22 protein-coding genes are annotated in these 24,958 nt (G+C 71.2%); 15 read left to right on the top strand and 7 right to left on the bottom strand.

Annotated features, from left to right (window positions below; all coding sequences use genetic code 11):
* Nucleotides 1-153 precede the first annotated feature (153 nt).
* From RBS12_RS04425 to RBS12_RS04390, 8 genes are all read left to right on the top strand, one after another.
* Nucleotides 154-597 (top strand): universal stress protein, encoded by a 444-nt coding sequence (locus RBS12_RS04425; RefSeq protein WP_307964853.1) that lies wholly within the window; start codon nt 154-156, stop codon nt 595-597.
* A gap of 230 nt (nt 598-827) precedes the next feature.
* Nucleotides 828-1,793, top strand: a complete 966-nt coding sequence (locus RBS12_RS04420) for an Lrp/AsnC family transcriptional regulator (RefSeq protein WP_307964852.1) — start codon at nt 828-830, stop codon at nt 1,791-1,793.
* 180 nt (nt 1,794-1,973) lie between these two features.
* Nucleotides 1,974-3,404 carry an amidase family protein gene (locus RBS12_RS04415; RefSeq protein ID WP_307964851.1) on the top strand — a complete coding sequence of 477 codons (1,431 nt, stop codon included), beginning with the start codon at nt 1,974-1,976 and terminating at the stop codon, nt 3,402-3,404.
* Nucleotides 3,401-3,742 carry a hypothetical protein gene (locus tag RBS12_RS04410; RefSeq protein ID WP_307964850.1) on the top strand — a complete coding sequence of 114 codons (342 nt, stop codon included), beginning with the start codon at nt 3,401-3,403 and terminating at the stop codon, nt 3,740-3,742. Before RBS12_RS04415 ends, RBS12_RS04410 begins: the two co-directional genes overlap by 4 nt.
* On the top strand, nt 3,742-5,220 hold the full coding sequence (locus RBS12_RS04405; protein WP_307964849.1) for a sodium:solute symporter family protein: 1,479 nt from the start codon (nt 3,742-3,744) through the stop codon (nt 5,218-5,220). Before RBS12_RS04410 ends, RBS12_RS04405 begins: the two co-directional genes overlap by 1 nt.
* Nucleotides 5,217-6,449 carry a CoA transferase gene (locus RBS12_RS04400; protein WP_307964848.1) on the top strand — a complete coding sequence of 411 codons (1,233 nt, stop codon included), beginning with the start codon at nt 5,217-5,219 and terminating at the stop codon, nt 6,447-6,449. The genes RBS12_RS04405 and RBS12_RS04400 overlap by 4 nt, the downstream gene beginning before the upstream one ends.
* The gene (locus RBS12_RS04395) at nt 6,446-7,972 is read left to right on the top strand and encodes a carboxyl transferase domain-containing protein (RefSeq protein WP_307964847.1); all 1,527 of its coding nucleotides are present in this window, start codon (nt 6,446-6,448) and stop codon (nt 7,970-7,972) included. The genes RBS12_RS04400 and RBS12_RS04395 overlap by 4 nt, the downstream gene beginning before the upstream one ends.
* A gap of 483 nt (nt 7,973-8,455) precedes the next feature.
* On the top strand, nt 8,456-9,133 hold the full coding sequence (locus RBS12_RS04390) for a hypothetical protein (RefSeq protein ID WP_307964846.1): 678 nt from the start codon (nt 8,456-8,458) through the stop codon (nt 9,131-9,133).
* A 183-nt stretch (nt 9,134-9,316) separates the two neighbouring features.
* Here RBS12_RS04390 and RBS12_RS04385 read toward each other — a convergent pair whose 3' ends face one another.
* The 4 genes from RBS12_RS04385 to RBS12_RS04370 form a co-directional block, all read right to left on the bottom strand.
* The gene (locus RBS12_RS04385) at nt 9,317-10,738 is read right to left on the bottom strand and encodes an aldehyde dehydrogenase family protein (protein ID WP_373886475.1); all 1,422 of its coding nucleotides are present in this window, start codon (nt 10,736-10,738) and stop codon (nt 9,317-9,319) included.
* Nucleotides 10,739-10,850: 112 nt separating this feature from the next.
* Nucleotides 10,851-12,062 (bottom strand): amidohydrolase family protein, encoded by a 1,212-nt coding sequence (locus RBS12_RS04380; RefSeq protein WP_307964845.1) that lies wholly within the window; start codon nt 12,060-12,062, stop codon nt 10,851-10,853.
* Nucleotides 12,063-12,085: 23 nt separating this feature from the next.
* The gene (locus tag RBS12_RS04375; protein WP_307964844.1) at nt 12,086-12,724 is read right to left on the bottom strand and encodes a GntR family transcriptional regulator; all 639 of its coding nucleotides are present in this window, start codon (nt 12,722-12,724) and stop codon (nt 12,086-12,088) included.
* A 128-nt stretch (nt 12,725-12,852) separates the two neighbouring features.
* A complete protein-coding gene (locus tag RBS12_RS04370; protein ID WP_307964843.1) occupies nt 12,853-13,944 on the bottom strand; it encodes a C45 family peptidase in 1,092 nt (363 codons plus the stop codon).
* A gap of 65 nt (nt 13,945-14,009) precedes the next feature.
* Here RBS12_RS04370 and RBS12_RS04365 point away from each other — a divergent pair, with 65 nt between their 5' ends.
* Both RBS12_RS04365 and RBS12_RS04360 read left to right on the top strand, forming a co-directional pair.
* On the top strand, nt 14,010-15,020 hold the full coding sequence (locus tag RBS12_RS04365; protein ID WP_307964842.1) for a LacI family DNA-binding transcriptional regulator: 1,011 nt from the start codon (nt 14,010-14,012) through the stop codon (nt 15,018-15,020).
* A gap of 456 nt (nt 15,021-15,476) precedes the next feature.
* Entirely contained in the window at nt 15,477-15,959 is a 483-nt protein-coding gene (locus RBS12_RS04360; protein ID WP_307964841.1) for a hypothetical protein, read from the top strand.
* A 189-nt stretch (nt 15,960-16,148) separates the two neighbouring features.
* Here the strand turns inward: RBS12_RS04360 and RBS12_RS04355 are convergent, their stop codons facing one another.
* Nucleotides 16,149-16,751, bottom strand: coding sequence for a LysE/ArgO family amino acid transporter (locus RBS12_RS04355; RefSeq protein WP_307964840.1), 603 nt, complete (start codon nt 16,749-16,751; stop codon nt 16,149-16,151).
* A gap of 69 nt (nt 16,752-16,820) precedes the next feature.
* Between RBS12_RS04355 and RBS12_RS04350 the strand changes: the two genes are divergently transcribed.
* Nucleotides 16,821-17,723 (top strand): ArgP/LysG family DNA-binding transcriptional regulator, encoded by a 903-nt coding sequence (locus RBS12_RS04350; protein WP_307964839.1) that lies wholly within the window; start codon nt 16,821-16,823, stop codon nt 17,721-17,723.
* A gap of 44 nt (nt 17,724-17,767) precedes the next feature.
* Complete coding sequence (locus tag RBS12_RS04345; RefSeq protein WP_307964838.1) at nt 17,768-18,688, top strand: ribonuclease Z; 921 nt, start codon at nt 17,768-17,770, stop codon at nt 18,686-18,688.
* Between the two features lie 3 nt (nt 18,689-18,691).
* On the opposite strand, the gene RBS12_RS04340 is transcribed toward RBS12_RS04345, so the two are convergent.
* Nucleotides 18,692-19,195 (bottom strand): DUF1003 domain-containing protein, encoded by a 504-nt coding sequence (locus RBS12_RS04340; RefSeq protein ID WP_307964837.1) that lies wholly within the window; start codon nt 19,193-19,195, stop codon nt 18,692-18,694.
* A gap of 320 nt (nt 19,196-19,515) precedes the next feature.
* On the opposite strand from RBS12_RS04340, the gene katG reads away from it, so the two are divergent.
* The gene (katG, locus tag RBS12_RS04335) at nt 19,516-21,693 is read left to right on the top strand and encodes a catalase/peroxidase HPI (protein ID WP_307964836.1); all 2,178 of its coding nucleotides are present in this window, start codon (nt 19,516-19,518) and stop codon (nt 21,691-21,693) included.
* Nucleotides 21,694-21,858: 165 nt separating this feature from the next.
* On the opposite strand, the gene RBS12_RS04330 is transcribed toward katG, so the two are convergent.
* Nucleotides 21,859-23,217 carry an MFS transporter gene (locus RBS12_RS04330; RefSeq protein ID WP_307964835.1) on the bottom strand — a complete coding sequence of 453 codons (1,359 nt, stop codon included), beginning with the start codon at nt 23,215-23,217 and terminating at the stop codon, nt 21,859-21,861.
* A gap of 113 nt (nt 23,218-23,330) precedes the next feature.
* Between RBS12_RS04330 and sigK the strand changes: the two genes are divergently transcribed.
* Both sigK and RBS12_RS04320 read left to right on the top strand, forming a co-directional pair.
* Nucleotides 23,331-23,936, top strand: coding sequence for an ECF RNA polymerase sigma factor SigK (sigK, locus tag RBS12_RS04325; protein ID WP_307964834.1), 606 nt, complete (start codon nt 23,331-23,333; stop codon nt 23,934-23,936).
* Nucleotides 23,929-24,870: an anti-sigma factor domain-containing protein gene (locus RBS12_RS04320; RefSeq protein WP_307964833.1), complete on the top strand. Its 942-nt coding sequence runs from the start codon at nt 23,929-23,931 to the stop codon at nt 24,868-24,870. The genes sigK and RBS12_RS04320 overlap by 8 nt, the downstream gene beginning before the upstream one ends.
* Nucleotides 24,871-24,958: the final 88 nt, after the last annotated feature.

Here is a 24,958-nt window from a genome sequence, read left to right as displayed (position 1 = left end):
CTGGCCTGGCGTCCGCCGGGTGCCGCAGGGCTCGCTCGGGCCGCCGGTGGCGGTTACAGTCAGCAGTGGCGGAGGAATTGGTATTCCGGAGGCCGGGTCCGAGCGGACACCGAGGTCCGCCGACCCTGTGATGTGGCGAGAGAAGAGGAATCGATGCGGGAGAACATCGTCGTCGTCGGAGTGGACAACAGCGACACGGCATTCCGGGCCGCCGAGGCGGCCGCGGAGATCGCCGTGGCCTTTGGAGCCCGACTCCACGTGGTGAGCGCTTTCGAGGACGACCGCACCGAGGTGTACGGCGTCGGAAGCGATCAGTGGATCGAATCGGGAGCGACGTTCGCGGAGCGCGTCGCCAAGAAGGTCGCGTCCGACCTCACGTGGCCCGAGGGCCGGGAGGAGATCAGCTACATCGCCGCGCGCGGCAAGCCTGCTGACGCGATCCTCGAGGAGGCCGAGCGGCTCCAGGCGCGCCTCGTCGTCGTCGGAAATCGGCGCATGCAGGGCATCGGGCGGATCCTTGGGAGCATCGCGAACAGCGTCGCCCATGGCGCCGACTGCGATGTGTACATCGTGAACACAACGGGCGAAGGGGCCTGAGCAGGGGCGTCCGACGGCGGGGGGCCACGTTCCGCGGGTTGAGTCCGCGGGGCGCGGCCCCCTTTTTGTCGCGGCCAGCAGTCCCCGTCACGCGAGGAAGTCCTCTTGAGGGGGACTTCAGGGCGAGGAGGGGACTGCGGTCCGGCGACAAGGGGCGCATCGCGCTTCCGTGACTCCCCGACGCTTCCCTGCGTGCGCCCCGGGCATGACCGGCACGGCATAATCGGTACGTGGTCACGCCGGCGCCCGCGCGCGAATTGGACGAGCTGGACCGGCGGATCGTCGCCGCGCTCCAGGTCAACGGCCGCGCGTCGTGGCGGCGGATCGCGGAAGTGCTCGGCGAGCCGTTCCGGACGGTGACGCGGCGCGGCATCGCCTTGCTCGAGTCTGGGACCGTGCGGGTGGCCGGGCTGGTGTCGCTTGGCCCGACGCATCTCGTCGAGGTGCACTGTGAGCCCGCACGCTTCGCCGAGATCGCTGAGGCCCTCGCCGCGGACCCGGACGCGAACTTCATCTACGCCCTGACGGGACCGACTCGGCTGGTCATGGAAGTCCAGGCCCGTCCCGGTCGGCTCTCAACCCTTGTTCTCGAGGAGCTTCCCACGCTCGAGGGCGTCGTGCAGGTCGACGCCTCGCCCGTCATGGAGTACTTCCGCACGGTCGCCGAGTGGCACCCCGGGCCTATTTCGCAGGAGCAGGTCGAGGCGCTCCAAGAAGTGGCTCCGCCGCAGTCGCGGCCGAGCCCAAGCTTCGTCCTCGACGAGATCGACTCCACGCTGGTTGCGCTCCTTGTCGCCGACGGGCGGGTGCCGACGTCCGAACTGTGCGACGCCGTCAGGCTCTCCGCGCCGGCGGTGCGACGCCGGCTCAGCGGGCTTTTCGAAGACGGGCGCCTGACGGTTCGTGCCATCGTTGAGCCGTCCGATGTCGGCCTGCCGATCGAGGCCGTCGTGTGGATCCGCACGTCGCCGACGGAGGTCGCCGAGGTTGGCCGCCTTGTCGCGGCCGAGCCGAACGTCCGGTACGCCGTCATGGCGATGGGCGAGTTCCAGCTCATGGTCAATGTGACGCTCCCGAGCCTCAACGAGCTCCGTGACTTCGTCACGGCCTCGGCATGGGCCTCGCGAGCTCTTGCTCTGCGGAGCTCCCTCGTCGTGCGCGCGTACAAGCGCGGCGGCGTCCGCATGGCCCGCTAGGGCTCATTCCGTCCCTTCCAGTACGCGTACTGGAAGGGCGAGGTGGGACGTGTCGGCTCTCGTGTCGCGACGTGACCCCACCCCTAGCCAAATGTGACTCTTGCCACTATCGTGGTTCATTGTCTTCTTACGAGTCGATAGAACGGCTCAAAACGAAACTCAATGAAAGCTTGATGACTCATGACGAACGAGTTGGTGTACACCGGGGCGGTTGAGCTGGCCTCACTCCTCCGAGCCCGGGAGGTCTCTGCGGTCGAGGTGCTTGACGCGCACCTCGAGCAGATCGACCTCGTCAACCCGCTGGTCAACGCCGTGGTGACCCTCGACGAGGAGGGCGCCCGCGCCGCCGCGGCCGAGGCGGATCGGAAGCTCGTTGCGGGAGAGCCGGTCGGGCCGCTGCATGGCCTTCCGATCAGCTTCAAGGACACGGCCCTCACCGCCGGCATGCGCACGACCTTCGGCCACCCGCGCACGAGGGACTTCGTGCCGGAGGCCAACGACCTCCACGTCCAGCGGATCCTCGATGCCGGAGCGATCCGCCTCGGCAAGACCAACGTCCCCGAATACGCGGCCGGCTCGCACACGTTCAACCTCGTGTTCGGCGTGACGCGCAACCCCTACGACCTCACGAAGTCGGCCGGCGGAAGCAGTGGCGGCGCGGCCGCGGCCCTCGCATGCGGCTTCCAGCCGATCGCCGATGGCAGCGACATGGGCGGATCCCTGCGCAACCCCGCGTCCTTCTGCAACGTCGTGGGACTCCGTCCGACGCCCGGGATGGTGCCGAACACGGACGGCGGCAACGTCTTCTTCCCGCTCGGCGTCGCCGGGCCGATGGGCCGCACGGCAGCCGACGCCGCGCTCCTCTTCTCGGTGATGGCCGGCCCCGCCGCGGCCGACCCGTTCTCGGTCTTCCCGCCGTCGCCCGCTCTCCCCGCCGGCGAGCCGACGCCGGAGGACCTCAAGGGCCTGCGGATCGCGTTCGCCCCCACGCTCGGCGGCCGCGTCCCCGTGGAGCGCGAGGTGCTCGACGTCGTCGAGGCCCAGGCGCGCGCGCTCGCGGAGGCGGGCGCCGTCGTCGACCTCGAATGCCTCGATCTCGACGGATCCGACGAGGCTTTCCGCACGCTGCGCGCCGCGGCGTTCGACGCCGCATGGGGCGACGACCTTGCGGCCGACCCCGAGCTGTTCAATCACTTCCTCGCGTGGAACATCCGCGAGGGCGCCGCCCTGACCGGGCGGGACGTCTTCCGCGCCGAAGAGACGATGACCCGTCTCATCCGTCGGGCCGGCGACTTCTTCGACCGCTACGACCTCGTGATCGCCCCCGCGTCGCAGGTCGCGCCGTTCGACGCCGACCTCGAATACCCCACCGAGATCGAGGGCCACCAGCTCGAGACCTACCTCGACTGGATGCGCGCTCCCTACCTGTTCACCCCGCTGGGCCTCCCGGCCCTGTCGGTCCCGGCCGGGTTCACGCCCGCCGGCCTTCCCGTTGGCCTCCAGATGGTCGGAGCGCGTGGCAGCGACGCCCGCCTCCTCCGGCTGGCCTCGGCCTTCGAGAAGCTCTCCTCCTGCTCATCCGTTCGCCCCCAAGGAGTTTCAATCCCATGATCCCCGACGCTTCGGGCCCCGACTCTGCGAGGCTCGCCTCTGGGAGCACTGCCCCACTGAGCACAAGCCTTGCATCCCCCAAGAGGCTCGCGATTGCCCTGACCCCCGTGGTCGGCATCGTGGTCACTCCGTTCCTTCCGTTCGTGTCCACCCCGACGTTTGTGTTCGGGCTTCCTGCAGCCGTCGTCTGGATGGCCGCGATGGTCATCGGCACCGTCGTCGCGCTCCAGATCGTCGAGCGCAGCTATCAGCGCGACGGCGGGGCGGCGCTCGACGCCGCCGAAGCGGCGCTTGACGCCGAGCGCCTGGCCAAGCTGCCCGAAGGAGAGGCCCACTGATGCTTCCCGTCCTCATCATCCTCGGCATTGTCGCGATCGGTGCGATCGGCGTGTGGTCTCGCACGCGCCAGACGTCACTTTCCGGCTGGTCGGTCGGCAAGCGCGACCTTCCCCGCTGGACCACGTGGTTCCTCCAGGCTGGCGAGTCGCTCACGACGTTCAGCTTCCTGGGCCTCGCCGGCATCGCCTACGGCGGCGGCGTCGCGGCGCTGTTCGCGGTCGGCTACCTCACGATCTCGTGCGTCCTGCAGTACTTCATCACGCCGCGGCAGCGGCAGCTCGGTGCCAACCGCGGCTACCTCACGATGGCCGACTTCTTCCAGGACCGCTTCGGAAGCCGAACGCTCGGCAAGACGGTGGCCCTCGTGGGCGCCCTCTTCCTGATCCCGTACCTCCAGCTGCAGATCACGGGCCTCGGGCTCATCGTCCAGCTCGCGACGGGCAGCGCGGACGCGAGCGGGTTCAGCATGATCGTGGCGAGCGTTCTCGTCGTCGTGTTCGTCATCTGGGCCGGCATCCGCGGCCTGGCCCGTGTCGCGGTGTTCAAGGACTTCATGATGGTGGCCGCGCTCGTCATCGTGCTCGCGGGCGTCATCGCGAGTGTGGGCGGGATCCCGACTGTTGTCGAGAAGGTCAACGCGATCTCCTCGGGGTACTTCACGATGTCCCGCCCCGGTCTTGACGCGACGTTCTGGGTCAGCTCGGTGATCGTCACCGGCCTGGGCGCGGGCTTCAACACGTTCCCCCACCTGTGGCCGCCGACCCTCGCCGCGAAGAGCGGCGCCGTCCTGCGCCGCAACTCCAGCTGGATCGCGATCTACCAGCTGAGCCTCTTCATTCCGATCCTCGTCGGCCTCGCGGGCATCCTCGTCCTCAAGCAGAAGACCCCGGGCAACTTCGTTCTGCTCAGCGTCGCGCAGCACACCCTTCCGGAACCGCTCATCGCTGTCATCGCGATCGGCGGAGCGGCGGCGGCCATGGTGCCGGCCGGCGCGATCGCGATGGGCATCTCGATGCTCGTCTCGCACAACCTGCTCCCGGTCAAGAACCCGAAGCTGCGCTTCCGGCTCAACCACGTCATCGTGGCGGTCGCGGTGGGCCTCGCGCTCGCGTTCGGCCTCGCCAAGTCGGACATCGCGGCGCTTCTGCTCCTCACCTACGGCGGGCTGACCCAGTTCGCCCCCGCGGTCGCGATCGCGATCGGCCGCAAGGTCCGCGTGCACGGCATCCCCGTTGTCCTCGGCATCGCGGCCGGCACCATCTCGGTCGCCATCATCACGTTTGCGGGGATCAAGACCGGCGGCGTCGACTCGGGCCTCATCTCGCTCGCCCCGAACCTCATCGTCCTCGCGGTGTCCGAACTCATCCGCCGCACGGTGTTCAAGGGCCAGCCCGCAGTGCCCTCCGAGGCGGAGGAGGCGAACGACGACGCCCTCGCCGCAGCGCGTCCGGTCGCCGCCGAAGGAGCCAGCGCGTGACGGCGACCCCCACGCGGGGCACGGGCCCGCTCGAAGGAACGCTCGTCGTCGACCTCTCCCGCGCGCTCGCCGGCCCGCACGCCGGCATGATGCTCGGCGACCTCGGCGCCCGCGTCATCAAGGTCGAGAACCCGAACGGCGGCGACGATACGCGCGGCTGGGGCCCGCCGTTCGTCGACCCGGCCGACGGGACCCTCGAGGGGCACGAGGGGCGCGAATCGACGTATTTCCTCTCCTGCAACCGCAACAAGGAGTCCATCACCCTCGACCTCAAGGACGAGGCGGACAAGGACGTGCTGCGGGAGCTCGTACGACGCGCGGACGTGCTCGTCGAGAACTTCCGTCCCGGCACGCTCGACCGTCTCGGCTTCGATCCGCAGACGCTCGAAGAGCTCAACCCGCGGCTCGTGATCCTCTCGATCAGCGGCTTCGGCCACGACGGCCCCGAGGGCCAGCGTGCGGGCTATGACCAGATCGCACAGGGCGAGGCCGGGCTCATGTCCCTCACCGGGTCCGGGCCGGACGATCCCCAGCGCGTCGGCGTTCCGATCGGCGACCTCCTGGCCGGAATCCACGGCGCGTACGGCGTGCTCGCGGCGCTCCTCGAGCGCGAGCGGACGGGCCGGGGTCAAGTGGTGCGCACGTCGCTGCTCTCCTCGATCGTGAGCGTGCTCGCGTTCCAGGGCACGCGCTGGACCGTGGGCGGGGAGGTCCCGCAGGCGCAGGGCAACCACCACCCGTCGATCGCGCCGTACGGCCTGTTCCGCTGCGCGGGCGGAGCCGTGCAGATCGCGGTCGGCTCGGAGGGCCTGTGGGCCCGCTTCTCGGGCGCATTCGGCCTCGACGCCGAGGACCCGCGCTGGGCGGACAATGCGACGCGGGTCCAGCACCGGGCCGAGCTCATCGAGGCCGTCGAGGCGGCGTTCACGGCCTTCGGCCCGGACGAGCTGCTCGCGAAGCTCGACGAGGCCGGGGTACCGGCCGGCCGGGTGCGCTCGCTCGACGAGGTGTTCGCGTGGGAGCAGACCCGGAGCCAGCACCTCGCCCTCGAGCTCGAGCACTCGAGCCTCGGCCGCATCGAGGTGCCTGGGGGCCCGCTGCGCTTCTTCCGGCCGGATGGCACGGAGACGACGCGCCTCGACCACGCCGCGCCGCCGCGGCTCGGCGAGCATGACGAGAGCGTCCGCGCGTGGCTTGGCGGCGTCCTGGCGGGCGCGGAGCCCCGGTGAGCACGCTCGCCCCGCTCGACGCGGACCGCGCGGCCTCGCCCTCGCGGCCCCAGCGCCTCGGCTCGATCGAGTTCCTGCGGGAGCTCCTAGACGCGGGGAGCTTCGTGAGCTGGGACGCCGCCGTTCCTTCGGATGCAGCGGGCGCCTACGCCGCGGACCTTGCCCGCGCGCGAGACCGGAGCGGCGTCGATGAGGCCGTCCTCACGGGCGCGGGGCGGATCGCGGGCCAGCCGGTGGCCGTCGTCGCGAGCGAGTTCGCGTTCCTCGGCGGCTCGATCGGGAAGAACACGGCCGATCGCATTGTCGCGGCAATCGAGGCCGCGGGCCGGCGGGGCCTCCCGCTCATCGCGGCCCCGGCCTCCGGCGGCACCCGCATGCAGGAGGGCGCCCCCGCCTTCCTGCAGATGGTCCGCATCACGCGTGCGCTGGGGCAGTTCAAGGCGCGACGCCTCCCGTACCTCGCGTACCTGCGCCACCCCACGACGGGCGGCGTCTTCGCCTCGTGGGGCTCCCTCGGCCACATCACGGTCGCGGAGCCGGGCGCGCTCGTCGGGTTCCTCGGCCCCAAGGTCTACGCGGGCCTCACGGGCGAGGACTTCCCGAAGGGCGTCCAGACCGCCGAGCACCTGTTCGAGCACGGCTCGGTCGATGCCGTCCTCGACGTCGCGGGCTTCCGTCGCCTCGCGGGGGATGCGCTCGGGATCCTCGGTGGGCAGGGACGCAAGGCGGACGACGACGGCGCCGCCCGCGCGTCGTCGTCGGACTCCGCGGTGCCGGCCGCCGCGAGTTCGGATTCTGTCGGATTGGCCACGCCGGAGCGACCAGTGTGGGAGTCGGTGCTCGCAACTCGTGAGCAGGGCCGGCCCGGGCTGCGCGAACTCCTCGGTGCGGGCGTCGGGCGGGCCGTCCGGCTGCATGGGACTGGGCGCGGTGCCGCCTCGGCGAGCACCGCCGTGGTGCTCGCGGAGCTTGCCGACGTCGCCGGGCAGCCGCAGCCGGTCGTCGTCGTCGGGCACGACCGGGCAGCCCAGCGCGAGGGCCACGTGCTCGACGACGCCGGCCTCGCCCAGGCGCGGCGCGGCATGCGGCTCGCCGAGGAACTCGGTCTGCCCCTCGTGACGGTCATCGACACGCCGGGCGCGGAGCTCTCGGCGCGCGCCGAGGAGCAGGCGATCGCGGGTGGGATCGCCGACTGCATCGCCGGCATGCTCGCGCTCAGCGTGCCGACGGTCGCCGTGCTCCTCGGCGAGGGCACGGGCGGGGGAGCGCTCGCGCTCGCGGCTGCCGCGCGCACCGTCGCAGCGGAGAACGCGTGGCTCGCGCCGCTCCCGCCTGAGGGCGCGAGCGTGATCGTGCACGGCGTGCCGTCGCGGGCGCCAGAGCTCAGCGCGGCGCAGCGGATCAGCGCCCGCGAGCTCTTCGAGGACGGTTTCGTCCACGAGCTCGTGCGCGAGGACGCCGACTTCCCGGCCGCCGTGGCTGGCGCGGTCGCGCGGCAGCTCGCAGCCCAGGCGGGGGCCTAAGCGCGCGGCGGGGCCCAGGACCTCGGCACACCGTCCTCGCCGCCTCACCCACCCGCCTCTCGCGTCCCTTCCTGTACGCGTACGCGAAGGGACAACACGAAGCAACGGTGTGTGGCGGCGAAATCACCGGTGTGTCGCCCTTCGAGGGGCCGATGCGCCGTCGAAACGCGTACATGACGGCACGCCCGGTGGGCGCCTGGAACTCGGTTCCGGGCGCCCACAGGCGTTAAGGGCGGGTGCCGCTGGCTCGACTAGATAGTAGGAGTATCCAATAACCTTGCGCCGGGTGTCCCCGAAAGGCGTCGTGCGGTCGCATCCGCAGTTGCGGGACGGATGTGAACAGGCTCGCGTCATAAGCGCACATGATCTGCATCTCATCGGGCAAGGAACCGCCCACGTGACCTTTCCGGTTGTCGCGACGGTTCGAGGGGTCGAACGCCGCCAGCACTGCGCCGGGGCGAACAATGTGCAAGGAGTGGTGAGATGCAAGAAGCACTGACGAACGGTCTGAGCACGATCGCCGATTTCGTTCCGAAACTAGTCCTGTTCCTCGTGATCCTCCTCGTTGGGCTCCTGATCGCCCGGCTCATCGCCAAGGGCCTGTCGATGGTCCTGCGGCGGCTGGGCTTTGACCGGCTCGTCGAGCGCGGCGGGCTCAAGCAGATGCTCGCGAAGTCCTCGGTCGACCCGACGGAGATCATCGTCAAGGTTGTCTACTACGCGATCGTGCTGCTCGTACTCCAGTTTGCTTTCGGAGTCTTCGGCCCGAACCCGATCAGCGCTCTGCTGACCACGATCGTGGCGTTCCTGCCCAAGGTCGTCGTCGCGCTGGTGATCGTCGTGGTCACCGCAGCCATCGCCAACGCCGTGCGCGGCCTGGTCGGCGGGACCCTTTCGGGCGCCTCCTACGGGCGCGTCCTGGGCACGGTCACGTATGTGGCGATCCTGGCCCTGGGCGTCATCGCGGCCCTCAACCAGGTCGACATCGCGGTCACCGTTACGACCCCGGTGCTCATCTCCGTCCTGGCAACCGTGGCCGGGATCGCGATCGTCGGCATTGGCGGCGGCCTCATCGGCCCCATGTCCCGCCGCTGGGAAGGCTACCTCTCCCGCGCCGAAACTGAGGCGGACAAGCGCCAGGTCTCGGACTCGCAGTACTGATCGACAGGTTCCGCGCGCAGCGGGACGGGACGGAGGCAGAGAGGCGGGGCCGATGCTTGAGCATCGACCCCGCCTCTCCGCGCACCCAACGGCATAACCGTCCCGTACCTCCACAACCGTCCCGCAGGACCGCGCGCAAGGGACGGTCATGCCTTCCAGGGACGGTCGTCCCCTCAGGGACGGTCAGCCGTTGATGATCTGCGGGACGCCGAGGTGCTTGAGGCCTTCGACGCCGAACTCGAGGCCGTAGCCGGACTGCTTGGCGCCGCCGAACGGGACGCGCGGGTCGACGGCGCCGTGCGCGTTGATCCACACGGTGCCGGCCTCGAGGCGCGCGGCAACGTCGCGGGCCGCGGCCTTGTCGCTGGACCAGACGGAGGCGCCGAGGCCGACGTCGATTCCGTTGGCCTGCTCGACGGCCTCGTCGATGCTCGAGTACTTGATGATCGGCAGGGCGGGGCCGAACTGCTCCTCGGCGACGAGCGGGTTGGCGTTGTCGATGTCCGCGATCAGGGTCGTCGGGTAGAAGTACCCGGGCTGGTCCGCGTCCGGGTTGCCGCCGAGCAGGACCCGGGCGCCGGAGGCCTTGGCGGCTTCCACCAGGCGCGCGACGATCTCGTACTGGGCCTTGTTCTGCAGGGGGCCCAACACGTTGGCCTCCTCGAGCCCGACGCCCATCGGCACCTGGGAGGCGTAGGCGGTGAGGGCCTCGCACACGGCGTCGTAGATGTCCTCGTGGACGTAGAGGCGCTTGAGCGCGGCGCAGGTCTGGCCGGTGTTGATGAACGCGCCCCAGAACAGGCCCTCGGCGATCGCGGCCGGGTCGGCGTCGGGCAGGACGATGCCTGCGTCGTTGCCCCCGAGCTCGAGGGTCAGGCGCTTCACGGTGTCCGCGGAGGAGCGGATGATGGCCTTGCCCGTCGCGGTGGAGCCGGTGAACATGACCTTGCCGATCGCGGGGTGGGCCGAGAGGGCCTCGCCGACCTCGCGGCCGCCGGCGACGACGGTGAGCAGTCCCGCGGGGATGGCCTCGTTGATGACCTTGACAAGCGTGAGGACACTCAGGGGGGTGTATTCGCTCGGCTTGACGACGACGGCGTTGCCCATCCGCAGGGCGGGGGCGATCTGCCAGACGGTGATCATCATGGGCCAGTTCCAGGGCCCGATCGCGCCGACGACGCCGATCGGACGGTAGTGCAGCTCGGCGTGCGTTTCGCCGTCGTCCACCACGACCTCCGGCTCGAGCGGCGTCGCCGCCGTCGCGCGCAGCCAGGCCGCGCACGCGCCGACCTCGAAGCGGGCGTTGGGGCCGTTGAGCGGCTTGCCCTGCTCGCGGGAGAGGATCCGGGCGAGTTCCTCGGCGTGGGCCTCGACGGCGTCGGCCGCCGCCAGGAGCGCGGCCGAGCGCGCCTCGTGCCCCGCCGCGGCCCACGCGGGCTGCGCGGCTTCGGCCGCTGCGATCGCGGCCTCGAGCTCGGCCACCCCAGCGACGGGGGCGACGCCGACGACCTCGCCCGTCGCGGGGTCCAGGATCTCGCGGCCCGCCGCGCCCTCGGCCGGGGCGACAGCACTGAGCAGGGAATCGGTGTTCTGCAGGGTGTCCATGAGTCCTCCACGTTGAGTCTGCTGTTCACCCCAGTCTCAGCACGGGAGTTGTGGAGGGCTTGTCTGCCGGTGCCGGATGCTTGTCCGCGGGCGCAGGACTCCTAGGGGCCGATCAGACCCGCAGCTCCCCGCCGTCGACGACGACGCGACCGCCCGCGACGACGACCTCGCGTCGCGGGGTCCGCAGGAGCGCGTCCTGGGGGTTCTCTGCGTCGAGGAGGACGATGTCCGCGCGGGCCCCGGGGACGAGATCGTGCACGTCGCGGCTGACGAAGGGCGCTGCGCCCGACGTCGCGAGCCGCACGACGCCCTCGAGGTCCTCGTCGCGCCGCACGCCGTGGATTCGGGCGAACGCGAGCGCGACGCGCAGGATGTCGCCGTCGCCATAGGGGGACCACAGATCGCGGATGCCGTCGGTGCCGAGGCCGAGCAGGACGCCGCGTTCGCGCATCCCGGCCCACGGGAGCGCGCCGCGGGGCGGTGCCACGGTGGTCCACGAGATGCCCGCCTCGCGAATCCGGTCGAGGAGGTCGTTGCGGCGCCCGTCGGGGAGGTCGCCGAGCGCGAATCCGTGGGAGACGTTCACGCGGCCCGAGAGCGCGGCGTCGATCGTCCGGTCGGCGATGAGCTCGATCTGGAAGGCCCCGAGATCGTTGCCGTCGTGCAGGTGGATGTCGATGCCGACGCCGCGATTCACCGCGATCTCGAACAGGCCGTCGAGCTGCCGCACGGGATCGCGGTCGATTCCGGCCGGGTCGAGCCCGCCGACGTGGGTCGCGCCCGCCTCGGCGGCCGCATCGAGGAGGGCGAGCACGCCGGGGCGCCGCATGACGCCGTCCTGCGGGAAGGCCACGATCTCGACGTCGATCGCTCCGCCGAGCGCTTCCGCCGACTCGCGCACGACGTCGATGCCGCGCAGGCCGAGGCCAAGGTCCACGTCGATGTGGGAGCGCGTCGCCGTCGTCCCGTGGCGCAGGAACTCGCGCAGCACCGCCGTCGTCGAGGGCACGCCCGGGATGCCGAGCCGGTCCCGCTCGGAGCGTTCGTGCTCGATCCGCCCCTGCGTCGTGGCGACGCCGCCGTACGGCTCCCACGGCTGGCCCCACCAGCTCTTGTCGACGTGCGCGTGCGTGTTGATGAAGCCCGGCAGGGCGAGCCGGCCGCCGCCGTCGACCGTCGTCCCGCCGTTGGCTGGTGCGCCTGTCGCCGGGGCGGCCGTGCCGGCGGGGGAGACCGATGCGATCTTCCCGTCGACGACGACGATGTCAGCGGGGGCGGCGCCCCAAGGGCGCACGTTGGCAAGGGTCAGGGGCGTCGAGGTCATGCAGAAATGGTATACCGAATTGCTCAGTGTGCCGTCGCGGCGTTGAGGTTCTGATTGCTCGCGACGTGCGTGGCCGCGAGTTCCTCGACTCGCACGAGGTCCCGATCCACGATGGCCTGGTAGAGGGCCTCGTGTTCCTCCGCGACACGCACGAGATCCGAGTGGCGTGCGAGGAGCCAGCGCATGCGGCTCCGGAGGGGGCGTTCGAGTTCGGTCAGGAGGGAGTTGGCCGCGAGCGAGGTCACGATCTCGTGGAAGTCGGCGGCGGCGCGGCGCGCCGTGATGGCGTCGCCCGCTCGTGCCGCGGCGAGTTCGACGTCGAGCACCGCGCGCAGGCGGGTGAGGCCCTCGCGCGTCCGGCGCTGGGCCGCGAGCCGGAACGCGAGGCCCTCGAAGGCCTGGCGGACTTCGTTGAGGTCGGAGATGTCCTCGGCCGTGAACTCCCGCACGATCGCCCACGTCCGCGGGCGCGGCGTCACGAGTCCCTCGGCGACGAGGGCCTTGAGGGCGTCCCGCACCGGGACGCGGCTCACGCCGAGCTCGGCCGCGAGATCGCGCTCGACGAGTCGGCTTCCCGGCTCGCGCGCGCCGTCGAGGATCTGATCGCGCAGCTTGCCCGTCACGCGCTCTGATTCCGACTCGAAGACGTCTGCGTTGGTCATGCCACCAGTCTCGCGCACTCTGGGCCGAGTTGCGCATGACGGCGGCGACGCACCGCGCCGTGGCGCGCTCCGCCGTCGCCCGCCCTGTGCCGGGCGGCCCGTCACCCAGGTGGCCGCCCGGCCGGAGCTCAGAAGCGGTGGAAGCCCGCCCGCGCGGCCTCGTCCGGGGAGCCGGCGACGACGTCGAGGGCACACGCCTCCGTGTCGAGGCTGATGGTCAGGAGCGTCGACCACTGCTCGTGGAGCGGCGCGGCGAGGTCGGGGCGCATGCACACGGGCGCGTCGTGGCCTTCGGCGCCGCACAGGGCCCGCGCGCGCTCGGCGAGGGGGAGCCCCGCCATCGCCGCGTGGACCCGCTCGAGGTGCTCGAACCGCTCCTTCGTCGTCGATTCGACGGGGATCGTGTCGCCGTCGCTCAGCTGTGCGTCAAGGAAGTGGTTCGTGTGCAGGATCCAGCCGCTCCCGTCCGCGGGCACGACGGCCATTCCGGCCGGCGAGAGCTCGAGGCTCGCCGCGCGCAGCCCGTCCGGTCCGCGGCCGACGACGGTCAGCACCGTCGACGCGCTCACCCTCGCCGACGCGGCAATCGCCGCGGCCTCCTCGACCGTGTCCGCCTCGTCGAGCACCCGCCTCGCGACGGCGTGCACGGGAACTCCGCCCTCGTCGTCGTCCGTCGTGTGGGACAGGATGTTGAAGTGGAGGCCGAGGCCCGCGCTGTTGACGCCGATCTTGGCCGGGACGCCGAACTCCGTGAAGAGCTTGACCGTGCGGCCCGGGGCGGGCGTGAGCCGGTGGAGGAGGCCTTCGGGCGCGAGGTGCGAGTGCCAGTCCCACGTCTGGATCGTCTCGGCCCCCGACGATGCGGGCCGCGCGGACGACGGCGGCGCGTACACCGCCGTCGAGCACTCGCCTTCCCGGGCCGGCGGCGCGGCGGCGAGGATCTCGGTGCGCGCGCCGACCGCGGCGACGTGCCAGCGTTCGGCCCCTGCGGCGTCGGCCATCGCGTCGGACTCTTCCGCAAGGGCCGGATACCACGCGCGCAAGGCGGCGTGGCTGCGCTCGGCGATCCCGCGCACGCGCTCCCCGGGGATCCCGAGGGCCGCGAAGTGGTCGAGGTAGAGCCTGCTCGTGCGCACGATCTGCTCGGCCCAGCGCTCGCCGAGGGCGTGGCCCCGTTCGCGCGGATCGGTCGTCTCGGTCGTGAATTCGCGGAGCTCCACTGGCGTTCCTCTCGTGTGCGGTGCGAGCAACGCTAGGGGCATTAAACGTTTTATACAATGGCGGGATGGGAAGGCAGGGCGTAACGATCCGCGATGTCGCGCGCCGTGCGGGTGTCTCGACCGCGGCCGTCTCGTTTGCGCTCAACGGGACCGGGACGCTGAGCGCCGCGACGCGAGAACGCGTGCAGGCCGTCGCGGGCGAGCTCGGGTACCAGGCCGACGCCCTCGCGCGCGGGCTCCGGCGCTCGCCCATGGGCGCCGTCGGCCTCGTGCTCCGGTCGCTTGACGCGCTCGCCGATTACACGCCGTCGGGCGTCGACGTCTTCGAACGCTTCGTCGGGGCCGCGGCGTCCCGCGCCCTCGCCCGCGGGCTGAGCCTCATGCTCGTTCCCGACCTGACGCGGCCGCCCGTCCCGCCGCTCGCGTTTTCGATGGACGGGTACATCGTGACGAACCCGCACGTCGACGACCCCGTGGTGCGGCTGCTCGCCTCGCGCGGGATCCCCTATGTCACGCTCGGGCGGGACCTGTCCCGGCCCGACTTCATGCAGTGGGCGTCGGAGGACGACGCCGGGTCGGCGCGGCTCGTCCTCGACCACCTGGCCGGGCAGGGCGCGCGCACTGTTGCCTTGGTCCGTGGGACCGACCCGAACGCGTGGAATGCGGACAGCGAGGCGGCCTACCGTCAGTGGTGCGCGGGCGCGGGGGTCGAGCCGCGGGTCTACGAGGTCCCCGAGCGCGCCGGGGTCGACGGCGGGCGGTCCGTTGCCTCGCGGATCGCGGGCGACGGCGCCCCCGACGCGGTCTTCTGCCTCACCGGGCGGCACGCCGCAGGGGTGCTCGAGGGCCTTGTGGGGCTCGGCGTTCGTGTTCCCGAGCGCACGATGGTGGCCGCTGGGTCGGATTCCGAGCACGCACGCGTGAGCCGGCCGGCGATCTCGGCGCTCGAGATGAATCCGGCGGCGGCCACGGCCGCCCTGCTCGAACTCCTCGAAGGCCTCATCGCGGGGGAGCCGGCCGAGGGGCCGCGGCTCGTCCAGGCACGGTTTCACGCGAGGGCGTCGACGAGGGCGTAGGGCTGGCCGGCGCCCCGCGCGTCCCCGGGCGGTGCGCGCGACGCGTGTGTCCCCGCGCGTCCCCGGGCGGTGCGCGCGTCCCTTTCCTTGCCTCGCGCGTCCCTTCCTGTACGCGTACTGGAGCGGACGCCTGAAATCGCGTGCCGAACTGTACGCGTTCCGCCGGCCGACCCGGCCGTGCGCGTCCGCCGATCGCCGAAGAACCCCGGAATTCCCGGGCTCGCGGGGGCGTCATTCCCCGCGTCCCGTGCTGTACGCGTACTGGAACGGACGCCTGAAATCGCGTGCCGTCGTGTACGCGTACACGAAGGGCGGGGTGGGCGGAGGGATCCCAGCAGCAACCGTCAATTTGGCTCTTTACATGTCAAATAGACATGTCCAATGATAGAAGTGCACATGTCGGGGGTCGGCGGCACGAGCATGGTTGACGTGCCCTGAGGAGAGGACCCGAAAGCGATGAGCGGACTTGCCGTGGTGATCGACGCGCGGGGGATCGGCGCGTGCGAAGGCCCTGGCACTTCTTCCCTCTGGCGGATCAGCGCGGCCGCGGGGCACCACGCGGTGTTCGGATGCGTGAGCACGGCCGCCCAATTGAGGGTCCTCGGCCTGATGCCCCAGGTGTGCGTCCTGACGCGCGGCGCCGATGAGGCGGGGTGGTGGAAGATCGACGCCGTCCTCGACTTCGCGGCCGTGCGCGGCGTCAGCCGGGTCGCCTGGATCGATGCCGAGCTCGCGGTGTTCGACCGGAGGCTCGGAGTCACGCGCAGCGAAGCCGCCGAGGACGCCCTCGCCGATGCAGGGATCGCGTCCATCCTCATCGCGCCGGACGCCGCGCGGGGCCTCGCGCGGGCCGACGTGGACGCCGTCGAGAGGTTCATCACGCGGTATCACCCCCTCCCGGCGATGCGCCGGACGGAGCCGCTCGTCGCGCCCGTCTGAGCCCCGCCCATTCTGAGCCGCGCCAGCCCCAGGCGCAGCTGGGGCTGGCGCCCCCGGGGGTAGGTCCCCCCCGCGCGCCGCACCGCGAGTGCCCACCGGAGGGCCGCCGCGGGGGGGGCGGGCGGGGCCCCCCCCCCCCGGCCCCCCCCCCCCCCCCCCCCGGCGGGGGGGGCCCCCCCGCCGCCGGGTCTAGGTCCCCGACGCGAGCAGCACCGCGAGTGCCATCATGAGGGCCGCGACGCATCCGTCGAGCACGCGCCACGACGCCGGCCGCGCGAAGAACCCGCTCAGCCCTCGCGCCCCGAAGCCGATCGACGGGAACCACAGCGCGCTTCCCGTCGCGGCGCCGAGGCCGAAGAGCCACCTGCCATCGCCCTGCGCGTTCGCGAGCGAGCCGAGCAGTACGAGGGTGTCGAGGTACACGTGCGGGTTGAGCCACGTGAGCGCGAGGGCCGTGAGCGCGACCGACCACACCGTCCCCCCGGACTGGCCCGTCGCCGCGACGAGCGACGACGGCCGCAGCGCCCGCCGGGCCGCGAAGACTCCGTACGCCACGAGGAACGCGGCCCCGACCCACCGGATCACCGTGAGCAGCGCGGGCGCGCTCTGGACCGCCGCTCCGATCCCGCCGACGCCCGCGAAGATGAGCGTGATGTCGCTCGCGACGCACACCGCGACGACCGGCAGGATCCACTCGCGCCGGATGCCCTGCCGCAGGACGAACGCGTTCTGCGCGCCGATGGCGACGATGAGTCCGAGGCCTGCTCCGAGGCCCGCGAGGAAGGGGATCATCCTTCGACGGTACGGGGCAATAATCTGAAGATCAATTTACTATTTTTGCATCTGCATTAGAGTTTCTGCATGGAACTCGACCAGCTCAGGGCGCTTGCCGCCGTCGTCGATTTCGAGACGTTCGAGGCCGCGGCCGGCGAGCTGCACCTCACGCCGTCCGCCGTGAGCCAGCGCATCAAGGCGCTCGAGCGCTCGGTCGGCAGCGTCCTCGTGCGCCGGCTCAAGCCCGTGCGCCCCACCCCGGCAGGCGAGAGCCTCCTCCGCTCGGCGCGCCAACTCCTCCTCCTCGCCGACGAGGCCCTCCTCGCGCTGCGCTCGCCAGAGAATGCGAACGACGGCGCCGCCCAGCTGAGCGCGCAACGCCCCGAACGCCTTCGGGTTCCCGTGGTCGTCAACGCCGACTCGATCGCGACGTGGCTCCCGCCGGCCCTTCGCGAGATCGCGCTCGGCGGACGGATCGCCCTCGAGCTCCGCAGGGACGACGAGCATGCGACGGCGGACTTCCTCCGCTCGGGCGACGCGGTCGCGGCGGTCACGGCGGACCCGACCCCGGTCCAAGGCTGTAGCGTCCGTCCCCTCGGCACGATGGTCTACCGGGCGAAGGCCTCGCAGGGCTTCGTTGACCGCTGGTTCCCGAATGGCCCGACGCCTGAGGCCCTGGGGGTGGCCCCGGTCATGCAGTACGACCGCAAGGACAGCCACCAGCTGGCCCTCCTCGCGCGGGTCGCCCCGGATGCGACACCACCCCAGCACTTCATCCCCGATTCGGTGCAGTACCTCGAATCGGTGCGCGCGGGTCTCGGCTGGGGCATGGTCCCGGACCAGCAGGACCCCGACGGCGAACTCGTCCTCCTCAACCCCGAGTGGTCCGAGGACCTCCGCCTCTACTGGCAGGCTTGGACGCTCGACTCGCCGGGCCTCGCCGAGGTGACGGCCGCCGTCGTCCGGGCCGCTCGCGTGCTTGCTGTTTGATCCGAGGTTCCCCGCGCACGCGAAGTAGCAAGATACTGGGCTGCATGCGAGAACTCGTCGTCCTCGGCACCGCTTCGCAGGTCCCGACGCGGACCCGCAACCACAACGGCTACTTCCTCGCGTGGGACGGCGAGGGGCTGCTGTTCGATCCCGGCGAGGGAACGCAGCGGCAGATGCTGCTCGCTGGCGTCGCGGCGACGCAGATCACGCGCATCTGCCTCACGCACGTCCACGGCGACCACTGCTACGGCCTGCCAGGCGTGCTCTCGCGCATGGCCCTCGACCGCGTCGAGCATCCCGTCAATGTGCATTTCCCGGCGTCGGGGCACGACGTCGTGCGGGCGCTCGTCGCCGTCGCCTCCCCGGGCGTCGACGTCCGGCTCCATCCACACGGCGGGCCGGGCGAGGTGGCCCCAGGGCTCGAGGTGCGGCCGCTCCGGCACCGGATCGAGGCGTACGGGTATCGGCTCGCCGAGCCCGACGGGCGTACCTTCCTCCCCGATCGGCTCTCGGCCGAGGGGATCGAGGGGCCCGACATCGCGAGGCTCGAGCGGCTCGGCCAGCTCCGCGGCGTGCGGCTCGAGGAGGTGACCGCGCCCCGGGCCGGGCAGCGCTTCGCGTTCGTCATGGACACGGCTCCGTGCGAGGGCGCCGACGAGCTGGCCGACCGCGCCGACCTCCTCGTCGCCGAATGCACCTTTGCGGACGACGACGCCGAGCTCGCCGAGCAGTTTCGTCACCTCACAGCGGGGCAGGCCGGGCGACTCGCGCGGGTCGGCGGGGCGCGCACGCTCGTCCTCACGCACTTCTCGGGGCGCTACACCGACGTCGCCCAGCTTGAGGCGCAGGCGCAGCGCGAAGCGGGCGACGCCGTCGTCCGCGCCGCCGAGGACCTCGACCGCTTCGGCTTCCCCCACCGCAGGGGGATGCCGACGCCGCCGACGACGACGGCGGGCGGCGCCTGACGCTCAGCCGGCGGTCTCTCCGTGGGCCGACGGCCGCTCTGTCCGCACCTCGGCCAGGACGCGCGCGTGGATCTCCTCGGAGAGGGCGTGGATGAGCCGGGTGAGCTCGGTGTTCTCGGTCAGCAGCGAATCCTGCGCTTGGAAGTCACGATCGGCCTTGGCCTGCTGGAAGGCTGCCTGCCGGTTCTGTCCGATCATGACGAAGGTCGAGAGGAAGATCGCCTCGAGCGAGACGATGAGTGTCAGCGTCGGCCACGGCGACGGCTCGAACCACAGCATCCACACCGCGAACAGCACGATGTGGATGTAGACGAACCACATCGACCCGGCGAAGGCCGTGATCGCGTCGGCGATGCGCAACTGAATGCTCGCCGCGCGGTGCTCGGCTTCGGCCAGCACCGTCGGATGCAGCGCGGAGAGGTCGGCCTTTTTCAGCAGAGTGCGCGGGCGCACGTGGGGGATCGGATGCTTCGCGGTGAGGGTGGTGGCGCCGGCAGCGTTGGTCATGGTTTGTCTCCGGGATATGAGGCGGGCCGGTCCCGCCGGTCTACGACCGAGACTAGAGCGTGGCGGCGCCTGGGAGCCGCGGGACACTCGGCCACTGGTGTTCACCCGAAGTTGCCGAAATTTATTTTGACTAACTCAAAATAGCTGGTTCAATGGGGACATGTCCCAGCTCACGGCCTTCCAGGGCGAGAGGCCCCCATGGTCCGAGCAGCTCCGTGCCGCCGGGCGGCGCGTGACCAGGCAGCGACTCGCGGCAGAGGCCGCGGTCAGATCGACAGACCTCACCTCGCAAACCCAACACCAACCCCGGAAGGAAAACCGTGTCTGAGAGCACCATCTCCAAGTGCCCCGTAGCCCACGGCGCTCGCGTCCACCCGACCCAGGGCATCGCCAACAACGAATGGTGGCCCAACAAGCTCAACCTGAAGATCTTGGCGAAGAACCCGGCCGTGGCGAACCCGCTGGGCTCGGACTTCGACTACGCCGAGGCCTTCAAGGCATTGGACTTGGACGCCGTCAAGGCTGACCTCGCCGAGGTCATGACGGATTCCAAGGACTGGTGGCCTGCTGACTTCGGCCACTACGGGCCGTTCATGATCCGCATGGCCTGGCACTCCGCGGGCACGTACCGCTCCCACGACGGCCGCGGCGGTGGCGGCGCCGGCCAGCAGCGCTTCGCGCCGCTCAACTCCTGGCCGGACAACGGCAGCCTGGACAAGGCCCGCCGCCTTCTGTGGCCGGTCAAGAAGAAGTACGGCCAGTCCATCTCATGGGCCGACCTCATGATCCTCGCGGGCAACGTGGCCCTCGAGACCATGGGCTTCAAGACCTTCGGCTTCGCCGGCGGCCGCCCGGACGTGTGGGAAGCGGACGACGACGTGTACTGGGGCCCCGAGAAGGTCTGGCTCGACGACGAGCGCTACACCGGCGACCGTGACCTCGAGGCGCCCCTGGCCGCAGTCCAGATGGGCCTGATCTACGTCAACCCGGAGGGCCCCAACGGCAACCCGGACCCGTTGGCTTCCGCCCGCGACATCCGCGAGACCTTCCGCCGCATGGGCATGGACGACGAGGAGACCGTGGCCCTCATCGTCGGCGGCCACACCTTCGGGAAGACGCACGGCGCCCACCCCGACGACAAGCTCGGCCCGGACCCGGAGGCCGCTCCGTTGGAGGCCCAGGGCTTCGGCTGGAAGAACGGCTACGGCACCGGCAAGGGCGCCGACACCCTCACGTCCGGCCTCGAAGTCACGTGGACCTACCACCCGACCCGCTGGGACAACGAGTTCCTGCACATCCTCTTCGCGTACGAGTGGGAGCTCATGGAGTCCCCGGCCGGCGCGAAGCAGTGGCGCCCGAAGGACGACGGCGGAGCGGACATGGTTCCGGAAGCGCACGCGGGTTCCGGCAACCGCGAGCCGCGCGTTCTGACGAGCGACCTGGCCCTGCGTTTCGACCCGGCGTACGAGCCGATCGCCCGCCGTTTCAAGGACGACCTCGGCGCTCTCGAGGACGCCTTCGGCCGCGCGTGGTTCAAGCTGACCCACCGCGACATGGGCCCGAAGGCCCGCTACCTCGGCAAGGAGGTCCCGGCTGAGGACCTCATCTGGCAGGACCCGCTGCCCGCCGCACCCGAGCAGGCCATTGGCGTCGCCGAGATCGCCGTGCTCAAGGAGAAGATCATCGCCTCCGGCCTGTCCGTCGAGGATCTGGTCTCCACCGCGTGGAAGGCCGCGGCCTCCTTCCGTGGCTCTGACAAGCGAGGTGGCGCCAATGGCGGCCGCATCCGCCTCGAGCCGCAGGTCAGCTGGAAGGTGAACCAGCCGTCGAAGCTGAAGCCGGTGATCGCCAAGCTCGAGGAGATCGTCGCCGACTTCAACGCGTCCTCGGACGTCAAGGTGTCCTTCGCCGACGTCGTCGTCCTCGCCGGTGGCGTGGGTGTCGAGCAGGCGGCGCTCGCCGCCGGTCACGACATCACCGTCCCCTTCACCCCGGGCCGTGTGGACGCCACTCAGGAGCAGACCAGCGCGGAGCAGTTCGCGTGGCTTGAGCCGGTGGCCGACGGTTTCCGCAACCACGACAGCGGTTTCCTCAAGCTGCCGAGCGAGTACCTGCTCATCGACCGGGCGAACCTGCTCAACCTTTCCGGCCCTGAGCTGACCGTCCTCATCGGCGGCCTCCGCGTCCTGGGCAACAACTGGGACGGCTCGCAGGTTGGTGTCTTCACTGACCGCCCGGGCGCGCTCAGCAACGACTTCTTCGTCAACCTGCTCGAGCTCGGCCTCGAGTGGATCCCGGACGCCGAGGAGAAGACCTACACCACGTCTGACGGCCGCTGGACCGGCAGCCGCGTGGATCTCGTCTTCGGTTCGAACTCCGAACTCCGTGCGCTCGCCGAGGTCTACGCTTCGGACGACGCGCAGGAGAAGTTCGTGGCCGACTTCGCCACGGCATGGGCGAAGGTCATGGACAACGACCGCTTCGATCTGAAGAAGTAGGACGACGCCGGGGCAGCCCGGCGCGGGCACCGTCCAGGTCCGCAAACGCCAGTGGCCGTCATCCCCGCGGGGGATGGCGGCCACTGGCGTGTGAAGCCCGGCACAGGGTGGGCGCGCCCGAGTTCCTCAGGCGGCGGGGTTCCAGCTCGAGGCGGGGTTCCAGAGTCAGGCACCTTCCCGCGCGCCGTCCGCGAGCTCCGAAGCACGGCTTGGCGCACGACGGCGGTGGGGGACGTAGCGCGGCACATACCGGGCGAGGATCCCGGCGCCGAGCAAGGCGAGCACGCCGATCGTCCCGCTCGCGAAGGCGAGCGACGCGACGGCCGTGAGCCCCGACACGAGCAGCGGGGCCGCTGCCTGCCCGCCGTCGCTCGCGAAGCGCCACGCGCCCAGGAAGCTCGCGGGCTGGGTTCGCGGGGCGAGGTCCGCGCCGAGCGTCATGATGATCCCGCTCCCGAGGCCGTTGGCCACCGAGAGCAGGAGGACGACGGCGACGAACCACCCCGCGCGTCCCGGCACATCGTGCAGGAACGCGAGGGTGAGGAAGCCGGCACCGAGCCCGAGCATGCACGGCATGACGCTCCAGAGGCGACCCCAGCGGTCCATGATGTGGCCGCTTGTGTAGAAGAGGGCGAACTCGACCCCTCCCGCGATGCCGATCACGAGCGCCGTGTTCGCCTCGCCGAGGCCGATGCTCAGGGCCCATAGGGGCAGGAGCGTGATCCGCGCGGACCGCGCTGCGCCCACGAGTGCCGCGCCAGAGCCCATGCGCACGAGCACCGTCCGGTGAGTCCGGATCGCACGGAACAGGCCGTGCCCGGGCTCCCGGGCCGCCGTCGTCCGCTGTGCGCCGGGGCGCGCCGCCGCGCCGGGTTCCGCCGCGCCGTCGGCTGCCCCGGGTCCCGCCGCCCGGGATCCCGCCCAGGCCCCCGCCGCCCCGGTCGCCGCGCGTTCGGGGTCCGGCAACACGAGCAGCGACGTTGCCGCGAGGGCACACGCGGCCGCGAAGATCCAGAACGCCGATTGGGGTGTCCCCGTCGCGGCGATGACGGCCGACGCGATGAGCGGCCCGAGGAACCAGCCGCCTCGGAACACGCCGCCGAGCGTCGAAAGGGCGCGGGCGCGGTAGCGCAGCGGGACGTGAGTCGTCATGAACGCGTGGCGGGCGAGTGCGAACACGGCGGTCGCGAGGCCAACGAGGAACACCCCTGCGAGCAGGACCCACGGATTCGCCGCGAGCAGGCACACCGCGATGCCGCCCAGTGCGACGAACGCCGCGACGATCATCGACCGTCGCTCGCCGAGCCGCGAGACGACCGCGCCGCTCGGGAGGTCTCCCGTGAGCGTTCCGACGGTGACCATCGAGGAGACGAGGCCAGCGAGGGCGAGGGAGGCGCCGAGGTTGTGGGCCGTGATGGGGATGATCGGGAGGATCGCCCCTTCGCCGGTCGCGAAAAGGAGCGCGGGCAGGAAGACGGGCAGCGCGATCGAGCGGAAGGTGAAGGGCTTCGGGTCTCCTGTCATGGCCCTCCCACCCTACGCCCCGGGCCTGTGCGCCAATCCGCGGCGCGGTGGGCTCCGAACCGATACTGCCGCGACGGACTGCGCGGCACCTTGGTCGTGGCATGGGGAGGTCTATGGGCGGACATGAGACAGTTGTCTACATGCCGGACCGCGACGCCGAGGCACCCTCGGCCCCGGACCTCGACGAGCTCATGGCAAGGGTCGCGCGCGGAGACCAAGAGGCTTTCGCCGACCTCTACGATGGGCTCGCCCCGGTCATCCATGGTCTCGTGCTCCGCGTTGTCCGCGACCCGGCGCAGAGCGAAGAGGTCACGCAGGAGGTGTTCCTCGAGGTGTGGCAGCAGGCCAAGCGGTTCGACGCCGACCGCGGCCGGGCGCGAGCGTGGATCACGGTCGTGGCGCACCGGCGGGCAGTGGACCGCGTGCGGGCCGCCCAGGCCGCGACGGACCGCGATCTCCGGGAAGGCATTCGGGAGTATCGGGAGAGCTACGACGACGTCGAGCACCAGGTCGAGGTCGCGCTCGAGAGCGAACGGGTGCACAAGGCGCTCGAATCGCTCACCGAGGTACAGCGGCAGGCGATCCGCCTCGCCTACTACGGCGGCTACACCTACGCCGAAGTCGCCGACGCCCTGGGCCTGCCCCTCGGCACCGTGAAGACCAGAATCCGCGACGGCATGATCCGTCTGAGGGACGCGTTGGGAGGAAGCCATGAGTAATCAGCTGCATCTGCTGACCGGCGCCTATGCCCTCAACGCGCTCGACGGCGACGAGCGGCGCCGCGTCGAAAGCCTCCCGTTCGGGCACACGACTGCGCAGGAGGCCCGCGAGTTGAGCGAGACGGCAGCGCTGCTCGCCGCGGGGACGACACCGGTCGCGCCGTCGTCCGAGCTCAAGGCGCGCCTCATGGCGCAGATCGCCGTGACCCCGCAGGCCGACGTCGCGCCGTCGTCTTCTCCCGTTCAGGGGTCACGTCCGGTGGGTGAGCACCCGCAGGAGGTGACCCCCGGAGGGGAAGCCACCGTTCAGGGGTCACCTTCGGTGGGTGAGCACCCGCAGGAGGTGACCCCCGGAGGAGAAGCCACTGTTCGGGGGTCACGTCCGGTGGGTGAGCACCCGCAGAACGTGACCTTTGGACGCTTCGGGGAGGGACGCCGTCGTCCGTTCCCCGTGAGCAGCCGGTGGCTCGCCGCAGCGGCCGCCGCCCTTCTCGTCGCCGCGGGTGGGGCCGGGCTGTGGGGCCTCCGTGTGCAGCAGCAGCGGGACGAGGCTCTCCGTGACCTCGCTGCGGTTCAGGGCTCGAGGTCGGCCGTCATCAATCAGATCTTGTCTGCGTCGGACGTCAAGGTCCAGGAGACGAGCGTCCCCGGCGGCGGGACGGTGCTCGTCGCGCACTCCCGGGATGCGTCGCTCGCGGGCGTCATCACGATTGGCATGCCGCCCACGGCGGAAGGCAAGGCGTACGAGCTGTGGCTCATCGACGCCGGTGGGGGGGCCAAGCCCGTGGGGCTCGTGGCGTCGGGCGACGGCAGTACGTGGAACGAACTCGCCGGCGGCGTGGGGAGCGCGGCATACCTCGGCGTGACGGTCGAACCCGCTGGCGGCTCGCCGCAGCCGTCCACGAAACCGCTCCTGCTTGAGCCGATTCGCTGACGCTGCCTGTCAGACCGTCCAATCCGAGGTCGCGCGGGCTCCGAACTGTCGGTGCGGGCATACCGCACCGGCACTATCGGAAACATCC

The sequence above is a fragment of the Sinomonas sp. ASV322 genome (genome assembly GCF_030908245.1).
Lineage (GTDB): Bacteria > Actinomycetota > Actinomycetes > Actinomycetales > Micrococcaceae > Sinomonas.
The sequence above is the reverse complement of the archived record's forward strand: the minus strand, read 5'-3'. Positions and strand labels throughout refer to the sequence as shown.